General features: G+C 69.4%; 15 protein-coding genes. 9 read left to right on the top strand and 6 right to left on the bottom strand.

The window, feature by feature from the left end; translation table 11 throughout:
* Window positions 1-240: 240 nt before the first annotated feature.
* The 7 genes from DOE79_RS18565 (at window position 241) to DOE79_RS18535 (ending at window position 7,484) form a co-directional block, all read left to right on the top strand.
* Window positions 241-1,029, top strand: a complete 789-nt coding sequence (locus tag DOE79_RS18565; RefSeq protein ID WP_120339772.1) for a DeoR/GlpR family DNA-binding transcription regulator — start codon at window positions 241-243, stop codon at window positions 1,027-1,029.
* Window positions 1,026-1,997: a 1-phosphofructokinase family hexose kinase gene (locus tag DOE79_RS18560; protein WP_120339771.1), complete on the top strand. Its 972-nt coding sequence runs from the start codon at window positions 1,026-1,028 to the stop codon at window positions 1,995-1,997. The genes DOE79_RS18565 and DOE79_RS18560 overlap by 4 nt, the downstream gene beginning before the upstream one ends.
* Window positions 1,994-4,051 carry a PTS fructose transporter subunit IIABC gene (locus tag DOE79_RS18555; RefSeq protein ID WP_120339770.1) on the top strand — a complete coding sequence of 686 codons (2,058 nt, stop codon included), beginning with the start codon at window positions 1,994-1,996 and terminating at the stop codon, window positions 4,049-4,051. The genes DOE79_RS18560 and DOE79_RS18555 overlap by 4 nt, the downstream gene beginning before the upstream one ends.
* A 50-nt stretch (window positions 4,052-4,101) precedes the next feature.
* Window positions 4,102-5,790, top strand: coding sequence for a phosphoenolpyruvate--protein phosphotransferase (ptsP, locus tag DOE79_RS18550; RefSeq protein WP_120339769.1), 1,689 nt, complete (start codon window positions 4,102-4,104; stop codon window positions 5,788-5,790).
* A gap of 86 nt (window positions 5,791-5,876) precedes the next feature.
* On the top strand, window positions 5,877-6,155 hold the full coding sequence (locus tag DOE79_RS18545; RefSeq protein ID WP_120339768.1) for an HPr family phosphocarrier protein: 279 nt from the start codon (window positions 5,877-5,879) through the stop codon (window positions 6,153-6,155).
* Window positions 6,156-6,319: 164 nt separating this feature from the next.
* Complete coding sequence (locus tag DOE79_RS18540; protein ID WP_245977010.1) at window positions 6,320-6,610, top strand: hypothetical protein; 291 nt, start codon at window positions 6,320-6,322, stop codon at window positions 6,608-6,610.
* A gap of 4 nt (window positions 6,611-6,614) precedes the next feature.
* The gene (locus DOE79_RS18535; protein WP_120339767.1) at window positions 6,615-7,484 is read left to right on the top strand and encodes an FHA domain-containing protein; all 870 of its coding nucleotides are present in this window, start codon (window positions 6,615-6,617) and stop codon (window positions 7,482-7,484) included.
* A gap of 1 nt (window position 7,485) precedes the next feature.
* Here the strand turns inward: DOE79_RS18535 and DOE79_RS18530 are convergent, their stop codons facing one another.
* The gene (locus tag DOE79_RS18530) at window positions 7,486-9,090 is read right to left on the bottom strand and encodes a DHA2 family efflux MFS transporter permease subunit (RefSeq protein ID WP_120339766.1); all 1,605 of its coding nucleotides are present in this window, start codon (window positions 9,088-9,090) and stop codon (window positions 7,486-7,488) included.
* Window positions 9,087-9,896, bottom strand: a complete 810-nt coding sequence (locus tag DOE79_RS18525) for a tryptophan-rich sensory protein (protein ID WP_120339765.1) — start codon at window positions 9,894-9,896, stop codon at window positions 9,087-9,089. The genes DOE79_RS18530 and DOE79_RS18525 overlap by 4 nt, the downstream gene beginning before the upstream one ends.
* A gap of 89 nt (window positions 9,897-9,985) precedes the next feature.
* Here DOE79_RS18525 and DOE79_RS18520 point away from each other — a divergent pair, with 89 nt between their 5' ends.
* The gene (locus DOE79_RS18520) at window positions 9,986-10,444 is read left to right on the top strand and encodes a MarR family winged helix-turn-helix transcriptional regulator (protein ID WP_245977009.1); all 459 of its coding nucleotides are present in this window, start codon (window positions 9,986-9,988) and stop codon (window positions 10,442-10,444) included.
* A 10-nt stretch (window positions 10,445-10,454) separates the two neighbouring features.
* Here the strand turns inward: DOE79_RS18520 and DOE79_RS18515 are convergent, their stop codons facing one another.
* A complete protein-coding gene (locus tag DOE79_RS18515) occupies window positions 10,455-12,131 on the bottom strand; it encodes a CYTH and CHAD domain-containing protein (protein WP_120339764.1) in 1,677 nt (558 codons plus the stop codon).
* A gap of 72 nt (window positions 12,132-12,203) precedes the next feature.
* Between DOE79_RS18515 and DOE79_RS18510 the strand changes: the two genes are divergently transcribed.
* Window positions 12,204-12,785 carry a DUF2510 domain-containing protein gene (locus tag DOE79_RS18510; RefSeq protein ID WP_120339763.1) on the top strand — a complete coding sequence of 194 codons (582 nt, stop codon included), beginning with the start codon at window positions 12,204-12,206 and terminating at the stop codon, window positions 12,783-12,785.
* A 1-nt stretch (window position 12,786) separates the two neighbouring features.
* On the opposite strand, the gene DOE79_RS18505 is transcribed toward DOE79_RS18510, so the two are convergent.
* From DOE79_RS18505 to DOE79_RS18495, 3 genes are all read right to left on the bottom strand, one after another.
* The gene (locus DOE79_RS18505; protein WP_220094261.1) at window positions 12,787-13,584 is read right to left on the bottom strand and encodes an HAD-IA family hydrolase; all 798 of its coding nucleotides are present in this window, start codon (window positions 13,582-13,584) and stop codon (window positions 12,787-12,789) included.
* 162 nt (window positions 13,585-13,746) lie between these two features.
* On the bottom strand, window positions 13,747-15,495 hold the full coding sequence (locus DOE79_RS18500; RefSeq protein WP_120339762.1) for an HNH endonuclease signature motif containing protein: 1,749 nt from the start codon (window positions 15,493-15,495) through the stop codon (window positions 13,747-13,749).
* A 184-nt stretch (window positions 15,496-15,679) separates the two neighbouring features.
* Complete coding sequence (locus DOE79_RS18495; RefSeq protein ID WP_162942848.1) at window positions 15,680-16,864, bottom strand: hypothetical protein; 1,185 nt, start codon at window positions 16,862-16,864, stop codon at window positions 15,680-15,682.
* Window positions 16,865-16,903 lie beyond the last annotated feature (39 nt).

Below are 16,903 nucleotides of genomic sequence, written 5' to 3'. Positions count from 1 at the left end.
GTTCGGGAGTGGTGTGCGTTCGGTCACCCGTCGTTCCGAAGTCAGGGCCAGATGCGAGCTGAAGCGCACCGAAATGGCGCAGGAAAGGCCCCGGAAACTGTCGACCCGCATCCAGGGATCTTTGTTTGTCTGTGTTTTGGTTGACTTTCAAAAACAAACGGGTCTAAAGTCAGGCATAACAACTTTTGGCGTCGTCCCCCCGGCCACGCTCACCTGAGTTCTCACCGTCGAGGAGGCCCGATGTTCGCCGAAGAGCGTCAGTCGATGATCGCCGAGATGGTGTCCGACTTGAGCCGGGTCACCGTCAACGAACTCGCCGCCCGCTTCGACATCACGCCGGAGACCGTGCGCCGCGACCTCTCGGTGCTCGAGCTCAGCCGGCACCTGCGCCGGGTGCACGGCGGTGCCGTCGCTATCGACCGGCTGAGCATGTCGGAGCCCAGCTTCGAAGAGCGCCAGACCCAGCGCCACGACGAGAAGGCCCGCATCGCCGCCGCCGCCCTCGACATGATCCCCGCGAGCACCACCGGGTCGATCATCCTCGACTCGGGCACCACGACCGAGCTGCTGGCCGACCGGCTGCTCGACTGGACGCCGGCCAACGGCGGCGACCAGCTCCTGGTCATCACCAACGCCCTCCCCATCGCCTACAAGCTCGCCGCCAACGAGGCGATCTCGCTGCAGATCCTCGGCGGCCGGGTGCGCGGCCTCACCCGCGCCATAGTGGGCACCCGCACCACCCAGCAGCTCGACGCTATGCGCCCCGACATCGCCTTCGTCGGCGCCAACGGTGTGGCCGCCGACTTCGGCTTCAGCACCCCCGACTCGGTCGAGGCCGCCGTGAAGACGGCCATCGTGCGTTCCGCCCGCCGCGTCGTCGCCCTCGCCGACTCCTCAAAACTCGATCAGGAGACCCTGGTCAGGTTCGCTGCTCTGAGCGACATCGACGCGCTCATCACCGATGCTCCCCCTTCCCCCAAACTTGCCGCAGCCCTGGCCGCGGCGGATGTCGAGGTCGTAATCGCATGATCGTCACACTCACCCCCAACCCCAGCCTGGATCGCACCATCGAGCTTGCCGGTCCCCTCGCCCGCGGCGATGTGCAGCGGGCCGTGGACGCGCACCAGGAACCCGGTGGAAAGGGCGTCAACATCTGCCGGGCCCTCGAGGCCTCCGGCATCGACAGCCTGGCGATCCTGCCCGGCGACCCCGAAGACCCGGTGCTGCTCGCGCTGGCTGCCCAGGGCATCCCCCACATCGGCCTGCCGATCGGCGCCACCCTGCGCAGCAACATCGCCATCACCGAACCCGACGGCACCACGACCAAGGTCAACGAGCCGGGCCCTGCGCTCACCCTCGACCAGCAGAAAGCGCTGATCGAACTGGTCCTCGAGAAGGCCGAGGGCGCTTCCTGGCTGGTCCTGGCCGGATCGCTGCCGCCCGGGGTACCCGACGGGTTCTACGCCGACCTCACCCGTGAGCTCAAGGCGCGCTTCGGCGCCAACGCGCCCAAGGTCGCCATCGACTCCTCCGGCGCTCCCCTGGCCGCGGCCGTCGCCGCCGGCCCCGACCTGCTCAAGCCCAACGCCGACGAACTCGCCGAGCTCACCGGCATCTCCGACCCGGACAGCCTCGAGGCCGATCCGCACCTGGCCGCCCGTGCCGCGCACACCCTGATCGACGCCGGAGTCGGGGCCGTTCTGGCCACCCTCGGCGCCAAAGGCGCGCTGCTGGTCACCGCCAAGGGCTACTGGCTTGCCACCCGTCCCCCGATCGTCGCGGTCTCCACCGTCGGCGCCGGAGATTCTTCGCTGGCAGGTTTCCTGCTCAGCGATCTGGCCGGGGCATCCGCCCCGGACTGCCTGCGACAGGCCGCCGCCCACGGCGCCGCCGCCGCATCCCTGCCCGGCTCAACCGTGCCGGCGCTCAACCAGACCGACCCCACAGCCGTCACCGTGACGGCATTTGCTACACATCCAAAGGAGGATGACCAGTGAGTGCACTGATTACCCCAGAGCTCGTCGCTTTGGACAAGAACCTCGGTGACGCACCGGCCACAGTGATCCGGCACCTTGCCGAGCTCGTGGCCGGCGCAGGACGGGCCACCGAGATCGAGGGCCTGTACGCAGACGCCCTCGCCCGCGAGGCGAAGACCTCCACCGGCATCCCCGGTGGTCTCGCGATCCCCCACTGCCGGTCCGCCGCGGTCACCGAGCCGACGCTCGCCGTCGCCCGTCTGTCGCAGCCGGTCGACTTCGGCTCCGCCGACGGTCCCGCCGACCTGATCTTCATGATCGCCGCCCCCGAGGGCGCCGACCAGGACCACCTCAAGATCCTCTCCAAGCTGGCCCGCTCGCTGATGAAGTCGGACTTCACCGCCGCCCTGCGCGCCGCGAAGAGCCCCGAGGAGATCGTCACCCTGGTCACCGACATCGTCGCGCCGGTCACCGCGGCCGCAGCCGGAGCGCACTCCGCCCCGGCAGCCCCGCGCGCCACCGCAGCCGTGCCCACCCAGGCACCGACCGGAGCCGGCACGACCGGCGCCGCAACCGCCGGCACCCGCCGCCTCGTGGCCGTCACCGCCTGCCCCACCGGCATCGCGCACACCTACATGGCAGCGGATGCGCTCGTCGCGGCCGCCAAGGACATGGGCATCGACCTGCAGGTCGAGACCCAGGGTTCCGCCGGAGCGACCCCGCTGGCCGCCTCGGTCATCGACGCCGCCGACGCCGTGATCTTCGCTGTCGACGTGGATGTTCGCGACAAGGCCCGGTTCGCCGGCAAGCCCGTCATCCAGTCGCCCGTCAAGCGCGGCATCGACGAGCCGAAGAAGATGATCGAAGAGGCCCTCGCGGCCGTCGACAACCCCAACGCCCGCCGCGTCAGCGGTGCCGGCGCCGCGGCATCCGACTCGGTCAGCGAGAACGAGCACCTGGGCCAGAAGGTCAAGCGGGCCCTGCTCACCGGTGTCAGCTACATGATCCCGTTTGTCGCCGGTGGAGGCCTCCTGATCGCGCTGGGCTTCCTGCTCGGTGGCTACAAGATCACCGAGGTCGCCGACACCGTCGTGCTGCAGAACAGCCTCTGGAACCTGCCAGAGGGTGGCATGCTCATCTACCTGGGCGCAGTACTGTTCAAGATCGGCGCCCTGTCGATGGGCTTCCTGGTTCCGGCGCTCGCGGGCTACATCGCCTACGGCATCGCCGACCGCCCCGGCATCGCTCCCGGCTTCGTCGCCGGTGCGGTTTCCGGCTTCATGGGTGCCGGCTTCCTCGGCGGCATCGTCGGTGGCCTGCTCGCCGGTGTCGCCGCGGCCTGGATCGGCTCGTTCACCGTGCCGCGCTGGCTGCGCAGCCTGATGCCCGTCGTGATCATCCCGCTCCTCGCCTCGATCTTCGCCTCCGGGCTGATGTTCCTGGTGCTCGGCGGACCGATCGCCTGGCTCACCGTCGCACTGAGCGACTGGCTGAACGGCATGACCGGCGCGTCCGTGGTCATCCTCGGCCTGATCCTCGGTCTCATGATGGCGTTCGACCTCGGTGGTCCGGTCAACAAGGTCGCCTACTCCTTCGCCGTCGCCGGCCTCGGAGCGGCCACCCTTGCCAACCAGGCGCCGTGGCAGATCATGGCCGCGGTCATGGCCGCCGGCATGGTTCCGCCGCTCGCCATGGCCCTCGCCACCGTGCTCGACCGCAAGCTGTTCACCCCGGTCGAACGCGAGAACGGCAAGGCGGCCTGGCTGCTCGGAGCGTCGTTCATCTCCGAAGGCGCCATCCCGTTCGCCGCGGCTGACCCGCTGCGCGTGATCCCGGCGAGCATGCTCGGCGCGGCCACCACCGGTGCGCTGACCATGGCCTGGGGCGTCACGTCGAAGGCGCCGCACGGAGGAATCTTCGTGTTCTTCGCCATCGAGAACGTTCTGGGCTTCATTCTGGCCATCGTGATCGGCACGATCATCTCCGCCCTAGCGGTAATCGCGCTCAAGCGCTACGTCCGAAAGGCCCCGACTGCGGAGTCCATCCAGCAGAACAACACCCTGGTGAACGCCTAATATTAGGGGGCACCATTAACGCCTAAAAGCCGAAGAATTGAGGAAGTTCCGTGCAGAGTTTCACAGGAGTAGGGGTCAGCCCCGGCAGGATCGTAGGATCCGTCCGGCAGATGCCCAAGGCCGTGAGCGAGCCGCCAGCAGGAGAAAAGCTGGCCTCGTCGACGACGGCAGAGGATGCCGCCGTCACGCTTCGCACGGCCGCGAAGGTGGTGCAGGCCGAGCTCAAAGAGCGCTCGGTCAGCGCCACCGGCGCGGGTAAGTCGGTCCTCGAGGCCACTGCGCTGATGGCGGCTGACCCGATGCTCATCAAGGGCGCCGTGAAGCTGATGACCAACAACGGCACCTCCGCCGAACGTGCGATCTGGGAGTCGGCGGCGTCCGTGGCCGAGATGCTGCACAACCTCGGCGGCTACATGGCCGAGCGGTCCACGGATGTGCTCGACGTGCGGTCCCGTATCGTCGCCGAGCTGCGCGGCGTGCCGGCCCCGGGCATCCCGGCGTCGGACACCCCGTTCATCCTCGTGGCCGATGACCTGGCCCCGGCCGACACGGCCACGTTGAACCCGGCCCTGGTGCTCGCGCTGGTCACCTCCGGTGGCGGCCCGCAGTCACACACGGCGATCATCGCCCGTGCGCTGGGCCTGCCCGCCGTGGTCGCCGCGGCCGGCGTCGAAACCATCGCCGACGGCACCAGCGTGTACGTGGACGGCGCGGCCGGCAGCATCTCCGTCGACCCCGACGCCGACCAGGTCGCCGCCGCCGAAGCGTGGGCCACGACCGCGGCGACCCTCGCCGTGTTCTCCGGCGAGGGCGTCACCGCCGACGGCCACCTCGTGCCGTTGCTGGCGAACGTGGGCGGCGCCGCGGATGCCGTCAAGGCCGCCGCGGCCGGCGCGCAGGGTGTGGGCTTGCTCCGCACCGAGTTCTGCTTCCTCGACCGCGACGAAGAACCCACCCTGGACGAGCAGGTCACCGCGTACCGCGGTGTGTTCGACGCGTTCCCGGGCAAGAAGGTCGTCGTGCGCACCCTCGACGCCGGCGCCGACAAACCCCTCCCGTTCCTCACCGACGCATCCGAGCCCAACCCGGCGCTCGGCGTGCGCGGCTACCGCACCGACTTCACCTCCCCCGGCGTGCTCAAGCGTCAGCTGGCCGCGATCGCGACCGCTGCCGAGGGCACCGAAGCGGATGTCTGGGTGATGGCGCCGATGATCTCCACCGCCGAAGAAGCCGGCGACTTCGCCCGCATGTGCGGCGACGCCGGGCTGAAGACCCCCGGGGTGATGGTGGAGGTTCCCTCCGCCGCGTTGACGGCCGAGACCATCCTGGGCCAGGTGCAGTTCGCCAGCCTGGGCACCAACGACCTCACCCAGTACGCCATGGCCGCCGACCGACAGCTCGGCCCGCTCGCGGCGCTGAACACACCGTGGCAGCCCGCCGTGCTCCGGCTGATCCAGCTCACCGTCGCCGGGTCCGTCGCCGAGGGCAACAACAAGCCCGTCGGCGTCTGCGGCGAGGCCGCGGCCGACCCGGCCCTCGCCGTGGTCCTCGTGGGCCTGGGCGTGAACACCCTCTCGATGACCGCGCGGGCCCTGTCGGCCGTCGCCGCGGTGCTCAAGACCGTCACCGTCGACGAGGCCCAGCGCCTGGCCGGCATCGCCCTGGCCGCCCCCACCGCCACCGCGGCCCGCGACCTCGTGCGCGCGGAACTGCCCGCCCTGGCCGAACTCGGCCTCTAGCCGAACTGCCGGATGTGCTGCCGCTCACGGCCACAGCACATCCGGCGGGCAATACAGTTGTAATCCGTACCGTTTCAGGAGGAACCATGTCAGAACGTAACGCCACCATCGCCAGCCGCGTCGGCCTGCACGCCCGCCCCGCGGCGATCTTCGCCGAGGCCGTCGGCGCACTGCCGCTGGAGGTCACCATCGCCCTGGAGGGTGACTCGGCCGACGACGCCATGGATGCCTCGAGCATCCTCAGCCTGATGAGCCTGGGTGCCGCAAACGGCCAGGTCGTCGTGCTGCGCGCCGAGGGTGATGGAGCGGACGAGGCTCTCGAAGGCCTCGTCAAGATCCTCGAGACGGACCTCGACGCCGAATAGACTCAGCGCCACCCGCTCCACACCGAACAGCTCGCCCGTGATCCACGGGCGAGCTGTTCTGTGTCTCCCGTCGAGTTCCACAAGCCTCAGGTGATCTTCAGTTATGACGCTCTCCCCGCAGCTAGGGTGACGACTACCCCTCAATGGCGAGAGTAAGGAACACCATGACCGACCAGATTTCCAATGTCACCCCGACCAGCGCCGAACCCGACTTTTCAGGCCCGCCGTCCCGCAGTATCCAGGACTGGACCGATCTGGGTAAGGAGATGTGGTCCTATCTCACCGGCAAGAGCGCGGTGATCGACTACAGCTTCATCGACATGACCGTCGAGGTTCCGCGGGACATCGGCCCGGATGCGCCGCGGGCCACCTGGAAACTCAACGGAACGGTACGGGTGACCACGAGCGAGGCTCCCGGCGGGGCCGCAGCCCCCTCCTCCTCCCGCACTGACTAGCCTCGTGGCCGACACCAGAACGCGCCTCGACATCGATCTGCGCTTCTCGCTGGACGAGCCGGGAGACGACCGCGAGCCGCTCGTCGGCACCGTCACCGCGTCCGGCCTGGAGATCGGGCTGTTCCTGAGCAACCCCGAGCGCTTCCTGCACACCCATCTGACGTCGCTGAGCGATCTGCGCACCGTGGCGGCGGGCCTGGCCGAAAAGTCCCTGGTGCTGTCGGTGTCAGGACCCGACGGTGTGATCGCACGGATGGGTGCCGTGCAGGCCCCGCTCGCTCAGCGGATGGTGACCCGATCGCCGCATCTGATGCTGGGAACCGCAGCGGCGGTGAGCTCACTGCTCAAGCACTGGCGTCAACCTCCTGCACCCGAGCAACGGGTGCAGCTGCCGCCGACCACGCCGTTCCCACTGGTGCCCACGGTCTCCCGCCGGATCAGGAAACGCGTCACGACCACCCACTACACCCCGGGAGCCGGGCGCCCCCGCCTGATCTTCGTCGTGGGGTCGGAGAATTGGGATGGCCGTCCTCCCCGCGAGTTCAACCTGCTGCCCGGCGTCACCCGCATCGGCAGTGGTACCAACGCCGACCTGCGCCTGGACGGGCTCGACCTCCAGCACGCTGAGATCCGGCACGACGCGAACGACGAGTACGTTCTCTACGCCTACGGCAGCGTCGGCGGTGGCTCGAGCACGATGAGACCGGAGAAGGGGCTGATCCTGCGCACCGGCGCCCGCATCGAGATGGGGCGCTGGCGCATGGGCTTCTTCCGGGAGGAATACGCCGACCATGGCCGACCCTACGGCGGCCGGCTCGGCGGGGAACTCTCGGTGCAGAAGCCCCAGCCGGACCGCCGGTCGCAGCCGCGTTGACCTAGCTGCCCGACGCAGCCGGCACCGCGGGCTGTTCGGTCTCCTCCGGGCGCCGGGCCGTGAGCCGCAGCGTGGCGACCAGGCCGATGACCAGGAATCCGGCAGCCGCGTACGCGGAGTACCGGGTACCTTCGCTGAAGGCTTCCTTGGCGGCCTCGGCCACGGCCGGACTCTGGGCCTCCAGGGCCGGGATGGCCGCGCCGGCACTATCGACGACGGCATCCACGATCTGGGTGCTCGTGGCAGCGGGCACATCGAGGTCGGCCAGCTTGGCGTCGAGCGACAGGCCCACCGAGGTGAACAGCACGGTGCCCAGAACGGCGATGCCGAGGGCCGAACCGATCTGCCTAGCCGTGCTGGAGGTGCCGGAACCCTGCCCGCTCTGCTCAACGGGCACGTCGCCGAGCACCACGCCGGTGAGCTGCGCGGTGGCCAGGCCCACGCCCAGTCCGTAGACGAACAGGAACGGCACGATCACGAGCCACGTCGCATCCGCCGTGATGACGGTGCCCAGGCCCGCGACGCCGATGATCTCGGCGATGATGCCCACGCGCACGATGGTCAACGGGGTGACCTTGTTGCCGAAGGCTCCGGCCAGGCCGCTGGCTACGAACGAGCCGATCGCCAGGGCCAGCAGCACGAAGCCGGTCTGCAGGGCGTCGTAGCCGAGCACGTTCTGCAGCCAGAGCGGCAGCGAGAGGATGATGCCGAACTCGCCGAGCGACACGATCAGGGCGGCGATGTTGCCGTTGCGGAACGAGGCGATCCGGAACAGCGAGAAGGCCAGCAGGGTGCTCTTGCCCAAGCGCTGGCGGCGGATGCCCCACCAGACGAACAGGACGCCGGACACGAGGGTGATCAGGAAGGCGATCGGGATGATGGACAGCTCGAACGGCCAGGTCCAGTCGCCGATGGTGGGCGCGGTCTTGGTGAGCCACCAGCCGTAGGTGCGGCCCTCGATGAGGCCGAAGACCAGGGACGCGCTCGTGACCACCGACAGCACGGCACCGACCACGTCGATGCGGCGGGGTTCGCCGGCGTCCTTGGACTCGGTCACGAAGATGAGCACGCCGACGACGATGACCAGCCCCAGCGGCACATTGATGCCGAACGCCCAGCGCCAGGAGAAGTATGTGGTGAGCCAACCGCCCAGGAGCGGGCCGACAGCGACCATGCCGCCGATGGTGGAGCCCCAGATGGCGAAGGCGATGCCGCGGTCGCGGCCTCGGAAGGTGGCGTTGATCAGCGACAGGGTGGTCGGCAGCACCATGGCCCCGCCGACGCCCTGCACGAGCCGGGAGGCGATGAGCAGGTCGCCCGTCTGGGCGAGGGCGGCGAGCACCGAGGCGGCCGCGAAGATCACCACGCCGGTGAGCAGGATGCGCCGACGGCCGTAACGGTCGGCCAGCGACCCGAAGACCAGCAGGAGCGCCGCGAAGACCAGGGTGTAGCTCTCCTGCACCCACTGCACCTGGGTGGAGGTGATGCCCAGGTCATCGACGATCGACGGGATGGCGACGTTGACGATGGTGGAGTCGACGATGATCAGGGCAACGGCGATGCTGATGAAGACCAGGCCGAACCAGCGACGGCGTGCGCCGGTCATGCGCGCACCGGCTCGGCTGCGTTGAGGCGGCGGGGAGCGGGAACCCGCAGCACCACGGTGACGGCCACGACGGCGACCACCGCGACGATGGCGGCCACGGCTGTGGGGGTGGAGAGCAGGTCTCCGGTCAATCGAGCCACGGCCACCCAGGCCAGGCCCCAGCAGAGGGCGAGGGTGGGGGTGAGCCGGCCCCGCCCGACGACGGCCAGCAGCACGCCGACCAGACCGGCGACGGCGATCACCACAACGCCCCAGACATCCGGCGACAGGCCGAACCCGGTGAATCCGGCCGCCACAAGTACCGCGGTGATGTTCGCGGCCGTGGCCACGCACACCCAGCCGAGGTAGAGGCCCAGGGTGCCGTCCACCAGGACCGTCTCGACGAGGGAGCCCGGCCGGGTGTCGAGCACGATGAGGAAGATCCAGACCAGCACGGCCAGCAGCAACACGATCACGGGGACGCTGAGCCAGAGCAGGTCGAACTGCACGCTGAGGATCCAGGCGGCGTTGAGCAGCAGCGACGCCGCGACGGCGTAGCCGAGCCGGCGCTGGCGCGGGTCGGTCTTCTGCCGCGGCAGGAACTGCCAGATGGCGTAGAGCACAAGGCCGGCATAGATCGGCGTCCAAATCGCGAAGGCAGGTCCGCCGGGTGCGATGGGCGTGGCGTCTGCGGCCAGCGCGCCGCCGGAGGCGTTCTGGATGGGCGTGCCGCCCGCGGCGCCTGAGCCGATGAACGATCCCACCAGCGCGAGGATGGCGCTGAGTAGAACGGTGCCTTGGCGGAGCAGGTCTCGGGACACTGTCATGGGGATCTCCTTTGTACCGACGCTTTCATACGCGTGCAGATCAATTGATCAGCTAGCTGACTAAACCACGGTAGCAGTACGGTGAAGGGGTGACCACTCCCGAATCCGATTCCCCCGACGCCGCATCCGCCGGCGAGGCGATGGCGCAGTGGCCCAACGGCCGGCTGCTCTCCACCGCGGCCCGGCTCGTGGAGCACGCCTGGGTCGAGGCGCTCGCGTCGCTCGGCCTCACCCACGCCGGCCTCATCGTGCTGCACCTGCTGGGCCCGGGCGCGCGCAGTCAGACCGAACTGGCCCGGGAGGCGCGGGTGCAGACCCAGACCATGTCGCGCACACTCGACAGGCTCGAGCGCGAGGGGCTCATCGCGCGCATCCGCGACGAACGCGACGCACGTCGTCACCTGGTGACGCGCACGGACGCCGGGACCGCGGCCTGGCGGCAGGCCCGCACGCTCGAGGCCGACGTGTTCCCCCCGCTCGACAACGCCGACGAGCTGCGGGCGGCGTTGCTGCAGATCATCGCGGCCTCGTCGGCCCGGCGCTGGTAGACCGGCTGCGCTAGAGCGCCCTGACCATCTTCTCCAGCCTGTGCAGGGTCTGGCGGGCGTCGGCGAGCACCACCTCCACGGTTTCACCGGGCTCCTCAGCCCGGGCCAACAGCAGCCCGTAGACCAGGGTGTTCTCGCCGGATTCGTGGGCGGCCTGGCCGGCACCCTCAACGATGTCGAGGAACAGTCGCCTGTCGTGCCTGTCGCCGAGCCGCTTTACGAGGGGCTTGGCGACGCCGGCGACGTCGTCGTACCGGCCGCGGAGTTCGTCGAACCTGGCGGCGGCCCTGTCGAACGCCCTGGCGCTCTTCCTGGCGGCCTTCTTCGCCGCTTTCTTCTTCGCCGTGGTGTCCGGCTCGAGCCGCACCGGCGCGGCCTGGGCAACGGCCTCGGCGGCGTAGCGCAGGCGGCGCGCGGCCTTACGCACCTCGTGCAGGGCCGGTTCGGGCGCATCCGCGCCGGTGACGGCATCGGTGCGCTTCGCGAGCGTGCGCACTGCCGCGGCGAGGTCGCGCCGGATCTCTGCCGCGGCCGGCCGGCCGGCCTTCGGCCCGAACGGCGGCCACTCCGCGAACGCGTCCAGGGCGTCCAACGTTCGGTAGTACCGGGTGCTCAGCAGGTAACCGCGCACGCGGTCGAGGGCCTCCGCGTGTTCCCGCTGCGCTCCCCCGACGAGGCGAACGTCGGCATCCGCGGTTGAGCGAGGGGCGGCTGCTGCGAGCTCGGCGGCCAGCCGACTGCCGCGCACCTCGGCGTCACGCACGCGGCCCAGTTCGTTTCCGAGGTTCTTGAGTTCGAAGCGCAGTTCGCTGACGGCGGTCTTCTCGAACAGGCGGCCGTAGACCGCGAGGACGCTGCGCAGCCGGCGGACCGTCGTGCGCATCTTGTGCACGGCGTCGGGCGCATCCGCCCGCGCCAGTGGATCCTTGGCGATCAGGATGGCGGTGAGGTCGCGCAGCGCTCCCACGACGATCACGGCGGCGGACTCCGGGTCGAGCAGCGCGGGCGAGGGCAGCAGGCCCGGCAGGACCGGGCTCACGGCGAGGTCGGTGAGCGAGTCGACGCCCACCGCACGGGCGATCTTGGCCACGCTGGCCGACGGATGCGCGCCCGCCGCCGCCAGGGTCGCCTCGACGGCGTCGAGCAGGCGGGTGCGCTCCTTGCGGGTGTCGGGAGCGCCGGCCAGCAGCTCAACCTCCCACTCCCGCCATTTGCGGTAGGTGCCGCCGCGGGCGTCAGAGGCCGCCACCTCGTCGTCGGCGACCTCGGCGAGAGGTTCGGCGTCGGGGCCCAGCAGGTGTGTCGTGGTGCGCACGGTGGTGATACGGGCCAGGGGCGTTAGGGGCCGGTCGCGCACGATGGCACGCACGGGCTCGAGCACCTCGTCGGGCACCGCACCGGCGTCCAAGGTCTCTCCGACGTCGAGGGGCCAGTGCACCTCGGTGCGTCCTTCCACGGCCGGTGTCTTCAGGTGCCACCCGGCATCGCCGCCGCCCTCCCGTCGGCGCAGCACGATGCGGTGGCGTGCGAGGTCACGGGTATCGGTGTCGTAGTACACCGCCGTCAGGGTGAACGGGTCGTGCGTCTCGACGGCCGTTACGCCGCGGAGACGCGCGAGTGACGGCACCTGGCTGCCGTCGGTGACGTCATACTTGCGTTCGATCTCGGTCTGTTCGCGCCCAGTCATGCTTCCTGTCTACTACCTTGGGTGCAGACGGCGGAACAACACCGCCGTGTCAGACACGTATTGGGGGACACGATGACGGCGACAGAACCAGAGATCGGCGAGCCGCGCTGGCATGCCGATCCGGAGGGCGGACCGGGCCTGCGCTGGTGGGACGGAACGCAGTGGACGGCGGCCGTGATGGGCCCGGCCGAGCTGGGTCCCCCGGTGCAACAGCCGTTGCCTGCGGAGACCCCGGTGTATACCGCCAGTCTCTGGGCGATCGTCCTTCTGCCCCTGTTGACGACAGCAGCGTTCCTGTCTTTGCCGTTCAGGCTGTTCCCGACCGACTTCGACCCCACAGCAGAACCCTTCGTGCCGCCGGTGGACATGTCGGGCCTCGTACGGAATGTTCTGAGCGTGGCCATCTACGCCGCGTCGGTGGCGTTGGCTTTCGCCGACCGGCGCGTGTTGGAGCGTGCCGGATACGTGCGCCCGTTCCACTGGGCCTGGGCGTTCCTGTCTCCGCCCGTCTACATCGTCGGGCGGTCGATCATCGTTCAGAGGCGCATCGGACGCGGACTCACGCCCATCTGGGTCTGGCTTGGTGTGGCTGTTATCGGGCTCGTGGCCGTCCTCAGCCGCACTGCAGAGCTCTTCACATCCGTCTTGCGGTGACCTAACCCTGTAGTGGGGCGAGCGAGAAGACGACCCCGTGGTCGTGCAGCTCGATGCGCAGGCGGTCGAGGCTCGGCACGACGAGGTCGGCGTCGAGCTCCTCGGCCGAGTGGGTTCCGACGACTCCGATGGTGGCGCATCCGGCGGCTCGGCCCGCGGCCAGGCCCGCCGGCGCGTCTTCGATGACCACGCACTGGCGGGCATCGAGGCCGAGCCGGTCGGCCGCTTCCAGGAACGGGTCGGGCGCGGGCTTGCCCTTGACGGTGTCATCGATCGTGACCACGGTCGCGGGTGTGTCGAATCCCGTGGCGTTCAGACGCACGTGGCAGAGGTCGCGACTGCAGGAGGTGACGATGGCGCGTCGGCCTTCCGGGATGCTCGCCATCAGTTCGGCGGCGCCGGGCAGAATGGTGATGTCATCGGTGTCGCTGAGCTCGAGCTCGGTCACCCGCCGGATGGACGACTCCACCTTGTCGGCGGACACGAGGTCGGCCACCATCTCCCGGGCCGGACGACCGTGCTGCACGCCGGAGAAGAGGGCGCCGAAACCCATCTCGTCGGCCCACCGCTGCCACGAACGGTTCACCGCCTTGGTCGAGTCGACCAGGGTGCCGTCCATGTCGAACAGCACGCCCTGGAAGACACGGCCCAGAACGGTGCGGGGGTCTGCGATGGCGTCGAGATCTGCGTCGGGGTCGGCCTCTGGGACGGCCTTGAGCACCGACCGGAGAACGGACTCGATGTCGGCTTCACCCTGAGTCTCAGTACTGGTGGCTGGTGCGCTCTCGGGGGTCGACATGGTGATCCTGATTCCGGAGCACGGTTGTGGTCAGCACCCCGCGGATGCGCACATGCCCCTCATTCGACCCTAACGAAGCCATTCGCGAGTCGGTAATCGACGCGGGACGCGCTGCTCAAGCAGCCTGAGACCCGCTGGTCGAGCAGCCTGCGTCCCGGTGGGTCATTCCGTGTTGAGTGGTTTTCGGGTGTTGGGGTCGTGGGCGCGGTGTTGGTTGGGTCGTCGCCATGTGCCGGTGGGGTCGAGCCAGTGCGGTGCCTTCACTTGCGGCATGCCGTTGACCATTCGGATCTTCCACCCGGCGGTGTCGATGGTGTGGTGGTGGTACCAGCAGAGCAGTACCCCGTTGTCGATGTCGGTCGGGCCGCCGTTCTGCCAGGGGATGACGTGGTGGAGTTCGGTCCATTGGGCCGGGCTGGTGCAGTTCGGGACGATGCAGCCGCCGTCTCGGGCGGTGATGGCGCGGCGTTGGAGGGGGCTGAAGCAGCGGGCTTTGTTGCCCAGGGCGAGGACGGCGCCGTTGCCGCCGAAGAACACGGGGCGGATGCCGCCGTTGTCGACCATCTGGTTGATCGTTTTCATCGACAAGGGTGCGTCGACGCCGTCGATCCAGCCGACGCCGATGCCGGCGAGGAGGTCTGCGGCGCTGACGTGCACCATCACCGTCGGTGGCATCCCGCCCATGGTGGGGGTGCGGGGGTCTTGGGCGATCTGGGTGAGGATGCCGCGGAGGATGTCGGCTCGTTTCTCGCCGCCGCTGCGGTCGTCGAGGATCTCTCCGGGCACGAGTTCGCCGGCGTCGATGCGTTCCTGTTCCTCGGCGGAGGGGAACCGGGGTGCGGTGCGGGCGGACTGGTAGGTGTTGAACAGGGTTTGGATGATGCCTTTGAGCTCCGGCGTGACGCCGCCGCGGAGCGGGTAGAGGCCGTTGCGGATCCCGCCGAAGGAGAACGTGGACTTCGCCTCGAGGACCTCCTCGTTGGGGGCAAGGCCGTCCGGGTTCAACGCCGCCTGCCACTGCAGAGCCATGTCCCGGAGCGCGTCAGCCGGGTAACTGAACCCGTCTGAGTCGCCCAGCCGGGTGATCGGGTCGCCGTCGGTGCTGCGGCCGTAGACGGAGCCGGTGGCCGATTCGACCAAGCCCGCCTCGGCCGCGTCAACGTCGGCGGGGTTCGCATCGAACCGGCCGTGGACCTTGTAGTCGGCCAGGCCCTTCACGATCTCCTCCGCCGCGTCCAGCCCGAGTTCCCCGGCAGCCAGGGCGGCGGCGACGGTGGGGAAGACGGGGTCGAGGACGGTGCCGCCCATCATGCGTGGGGCGATCTTCTCCCCCAACCGCACCCGGCGTTTCATCTCCTGCCCCGACGCCCCGGTCAACCGGGTCAACAAATCGGTGTGGTGTGAGGCGCCCAACCGCCACGCCAACGAGTCCCGACCCAAACCCGTCCGGGCCCGGTACTCCACCACCGTGGCGGTGGTCACCCGGGCCAGATCCGCGGGCCGGCCGACCTTCTCGGTCATCTGAGTCAGCGCGACCAGTTCCGCATCGTTGAGCCCGTCGACATCGATCGAGCCCATCACCTCCTGCACCACCGCGGCGGCCTCGGCCAGGAGCTGCAGTTTCTGTCCGAACACACCGGTATGCGCCTGTTGCACGGAGGGGAGGTCTGCGGGGTCCCGCCAGATCGGCTGCGGGGCAGCCCGGCGACCCGCGCGAGGCGGCGCGGGCACCGACCGCTCGCCGTCGATGGGAGTGTCGGTGGCTGCGTTTACGCTCGAGTCAGCGGGGACGTCGAAGGCTGCGGGAACTGGTGCCGGACCGGCCAGGCTGGTGTTCCAGTCCTGCGGAGTACCGCCGCTGGGAGTGTCTCCCAGCGGTGCGGTGGAGCCGTGTACGAGCTCTTCGTCCATACCCTCATTCTCCCACGAATCAAAGAATATTGTGAGGAAATGTCACGTTATCCACAAGGGAATCTCGAGAATACTTGCGACCGAGTCATTGCAGGTTCATAGGGACATCCAAGGGACCTCGACAAGCTCGATCAGCGACGGAGCGGGCTCAATCGTCAGCTGGGGGCGGCGGGGCGCGCGAGAACTAGGTGGCCTCTGCGTAGCGCTGGTAGGCGGCCGCGGCGAGCGCCGAAGCCCCGGTCAGGCCTCCTTCGGCCGGCGAGGCGACGGTGAGCCAGATGCCGTCCGCCATCAGGGTGACTTGGCACTCGTCGTCGGCGCAGCCCGCCCACGCCTCGACGCCGGAGGCCGGCCACTCGGCGCCCGTCTCCACCGTCAGGTCGATGGACTGCAGCGGAATCGTGGACGGGATTCCGGTAGGTGGAGTCTGAGCCCACAGTCCGCCCGCACCGGGAAGAATCGTGAGCTCAACCCCACCCGGCGAGGACTCGTCCGACCACCCGCACTGCACCAGCCCACCGCGCACCTGGGCCGCGCGGTTCTGGGACGCCCGCTCGTCAAGCGACAGCAGATCACCGCCGGTCGCGTCAACGAGGCCGCCGGAGTCGTTGAGGTCGTGAGGGCTGAGGAGCGCGCCGCACTCGGGGCGTGACGGCTCGGCCGGCTGGGCGAACTTCAGCGCACCGATCGAGTCAACGACCCCGCCGGCATAGGCCAGGAAGGACTCAGGGTCCAGGCCGGAAATGCCGACGGAAATGGAGATCCAGGTGGAACCGATGAGCACCTCGGCGCGGCAGCCCTCCCACTCGCCATCCCGGCACTCGGAGTACCCCTGGTCACCGAGGTACACGGGAAGCATGTTCCGCAGGCCGTCGTTCACGTCGGGCTCGACCAGGCTGAACTCTGCGGCTCCGTTCGGCAGCACCGACACGCGTACCTCCGGCGCCCGCCCCTGGCCGGAGGGCCCGATGTACCGGCAGTGCTGCTCGCCCGCGATCTGCAGGGCGGGTTCTGACATGGCCAACGTCACGGCCCTGGCAAAAGCGGTGATGTCCGCGGGGGGATCCTGTTGATCGAGCACCTCGGCCACCGGAAGGCCCAGAACCGCGGCCGCGGCGTCGAGCGGAACGGATGTGGCGCAGTCCATCAGCACGGTCTCGTCGTCCACTCCCGCCGCCACCGTGTTCTCCGGCATCGGAGTCGACGCCGCGCTGGGGGCAGCCACCGGGCCGGCCGCACAGCCGGCCAGCAGCAGTAGCAGCGCCGCGACCCCGGTCGCTCGAGCCGGCAGCCGTCGCCCCCGCATCGCTGCCCGCACCCCGGCGCTGCCCGCATCCCGGCACCGCGCGTATCCCGTCACTGCATCCATCCCGTTGCCCCCTTGCCGGTGTTGCCTCAGCTTCACCCT

It is taken from the genome of Cryobacterium soli, from assembly GCF_003611035.1.
In the GTDB taxonomy this organism is placed as follows: Bacteria; Actinomycetota; Actinomycetes; order Actinomycetales; family Microbacteriaceae; genus Cryobacterium; species Cryobacterium soli.
Note: the sequence above shows the minus strand (reverse complement) of the source record. Positions and strands in the feature narration are given on the sequence as shown.

Coding starts and splice junctions, on each gene's coding strand:
- DOE79_RS18565 (WP_120339772.1), top strand. CDS start 241: ATGTTCGCCGAAGAGCGTCAGTCGATGATCGCCGAGATGGTGTCCGAC.
- DOE79_RS18560 (WP_120339771.1), top strand. CDS start 1,026: ATGATCGTCACACTCACCCCCAACCCCAGCCTGGATCGCACCATCGAG.
- DOE79_RS18545 (WP_120339768.1), top strand. CDS start 5,877: ATGTCAGAACGTAACGCCACCATCGCCAGCCGCGTCGGCCTGCACGCC.
- DOE79_RS18540 (WP_245977010.1), top strand. CDS start 6,320: ATGACCGACCAGATTTCCAATGTCACCCCGACCAGCGCCGAACCCGAC.
- DOE79_RS18530 (WP_120339766.1), bottom strand. CDS start 9,090: ATGACCGGCGCACGCCGTCGCTGGTTCGGCCTGGTCTTCATCAGCATC.
- DOE79_RS18525 (WP_120339765.1), bottom strand. CDS start 9,896: ATGACAGTGTCCCGAGACCTGCTCCGCCAAGGCACCGTTCTACTCAGC.
- DOE79_RS18515 (WP_120339764.1), bottom strand. CDS start 12,131: ATGACTGGGCGCGAACAGACCGAGATCGAACGCAAGTATGACGTCACC.
- DOE79_RS18510 (WP_120339763.1), top strand. CDS start 12,204: ATGACGGCGACAGAACCAGAGATCGGCGAGCCGCGCTGGCATGCCGAT.
- DOE79_RS18505 (WP_220094261.1), bottom strand. CDS start 13,584: ATGTCGACCCCCGAGAGCGCACCAGCCACCAGTACTGAGACTCAGGGT.
- DOE79_RS18500 (WP_120339762.1), bottom strand. CDS start 15,495: ATGGACGAAGAGCTCGTACACGGCTCCACCGCACCGCTGGGAGACACT.
- DOE79_RS18495 (WP_162942848.1), bottom strand. CDS start 16,864: ATGGATGCAGTGACGGGATACGCGCGGTGCCGGGATGCGGGCAGCGCC.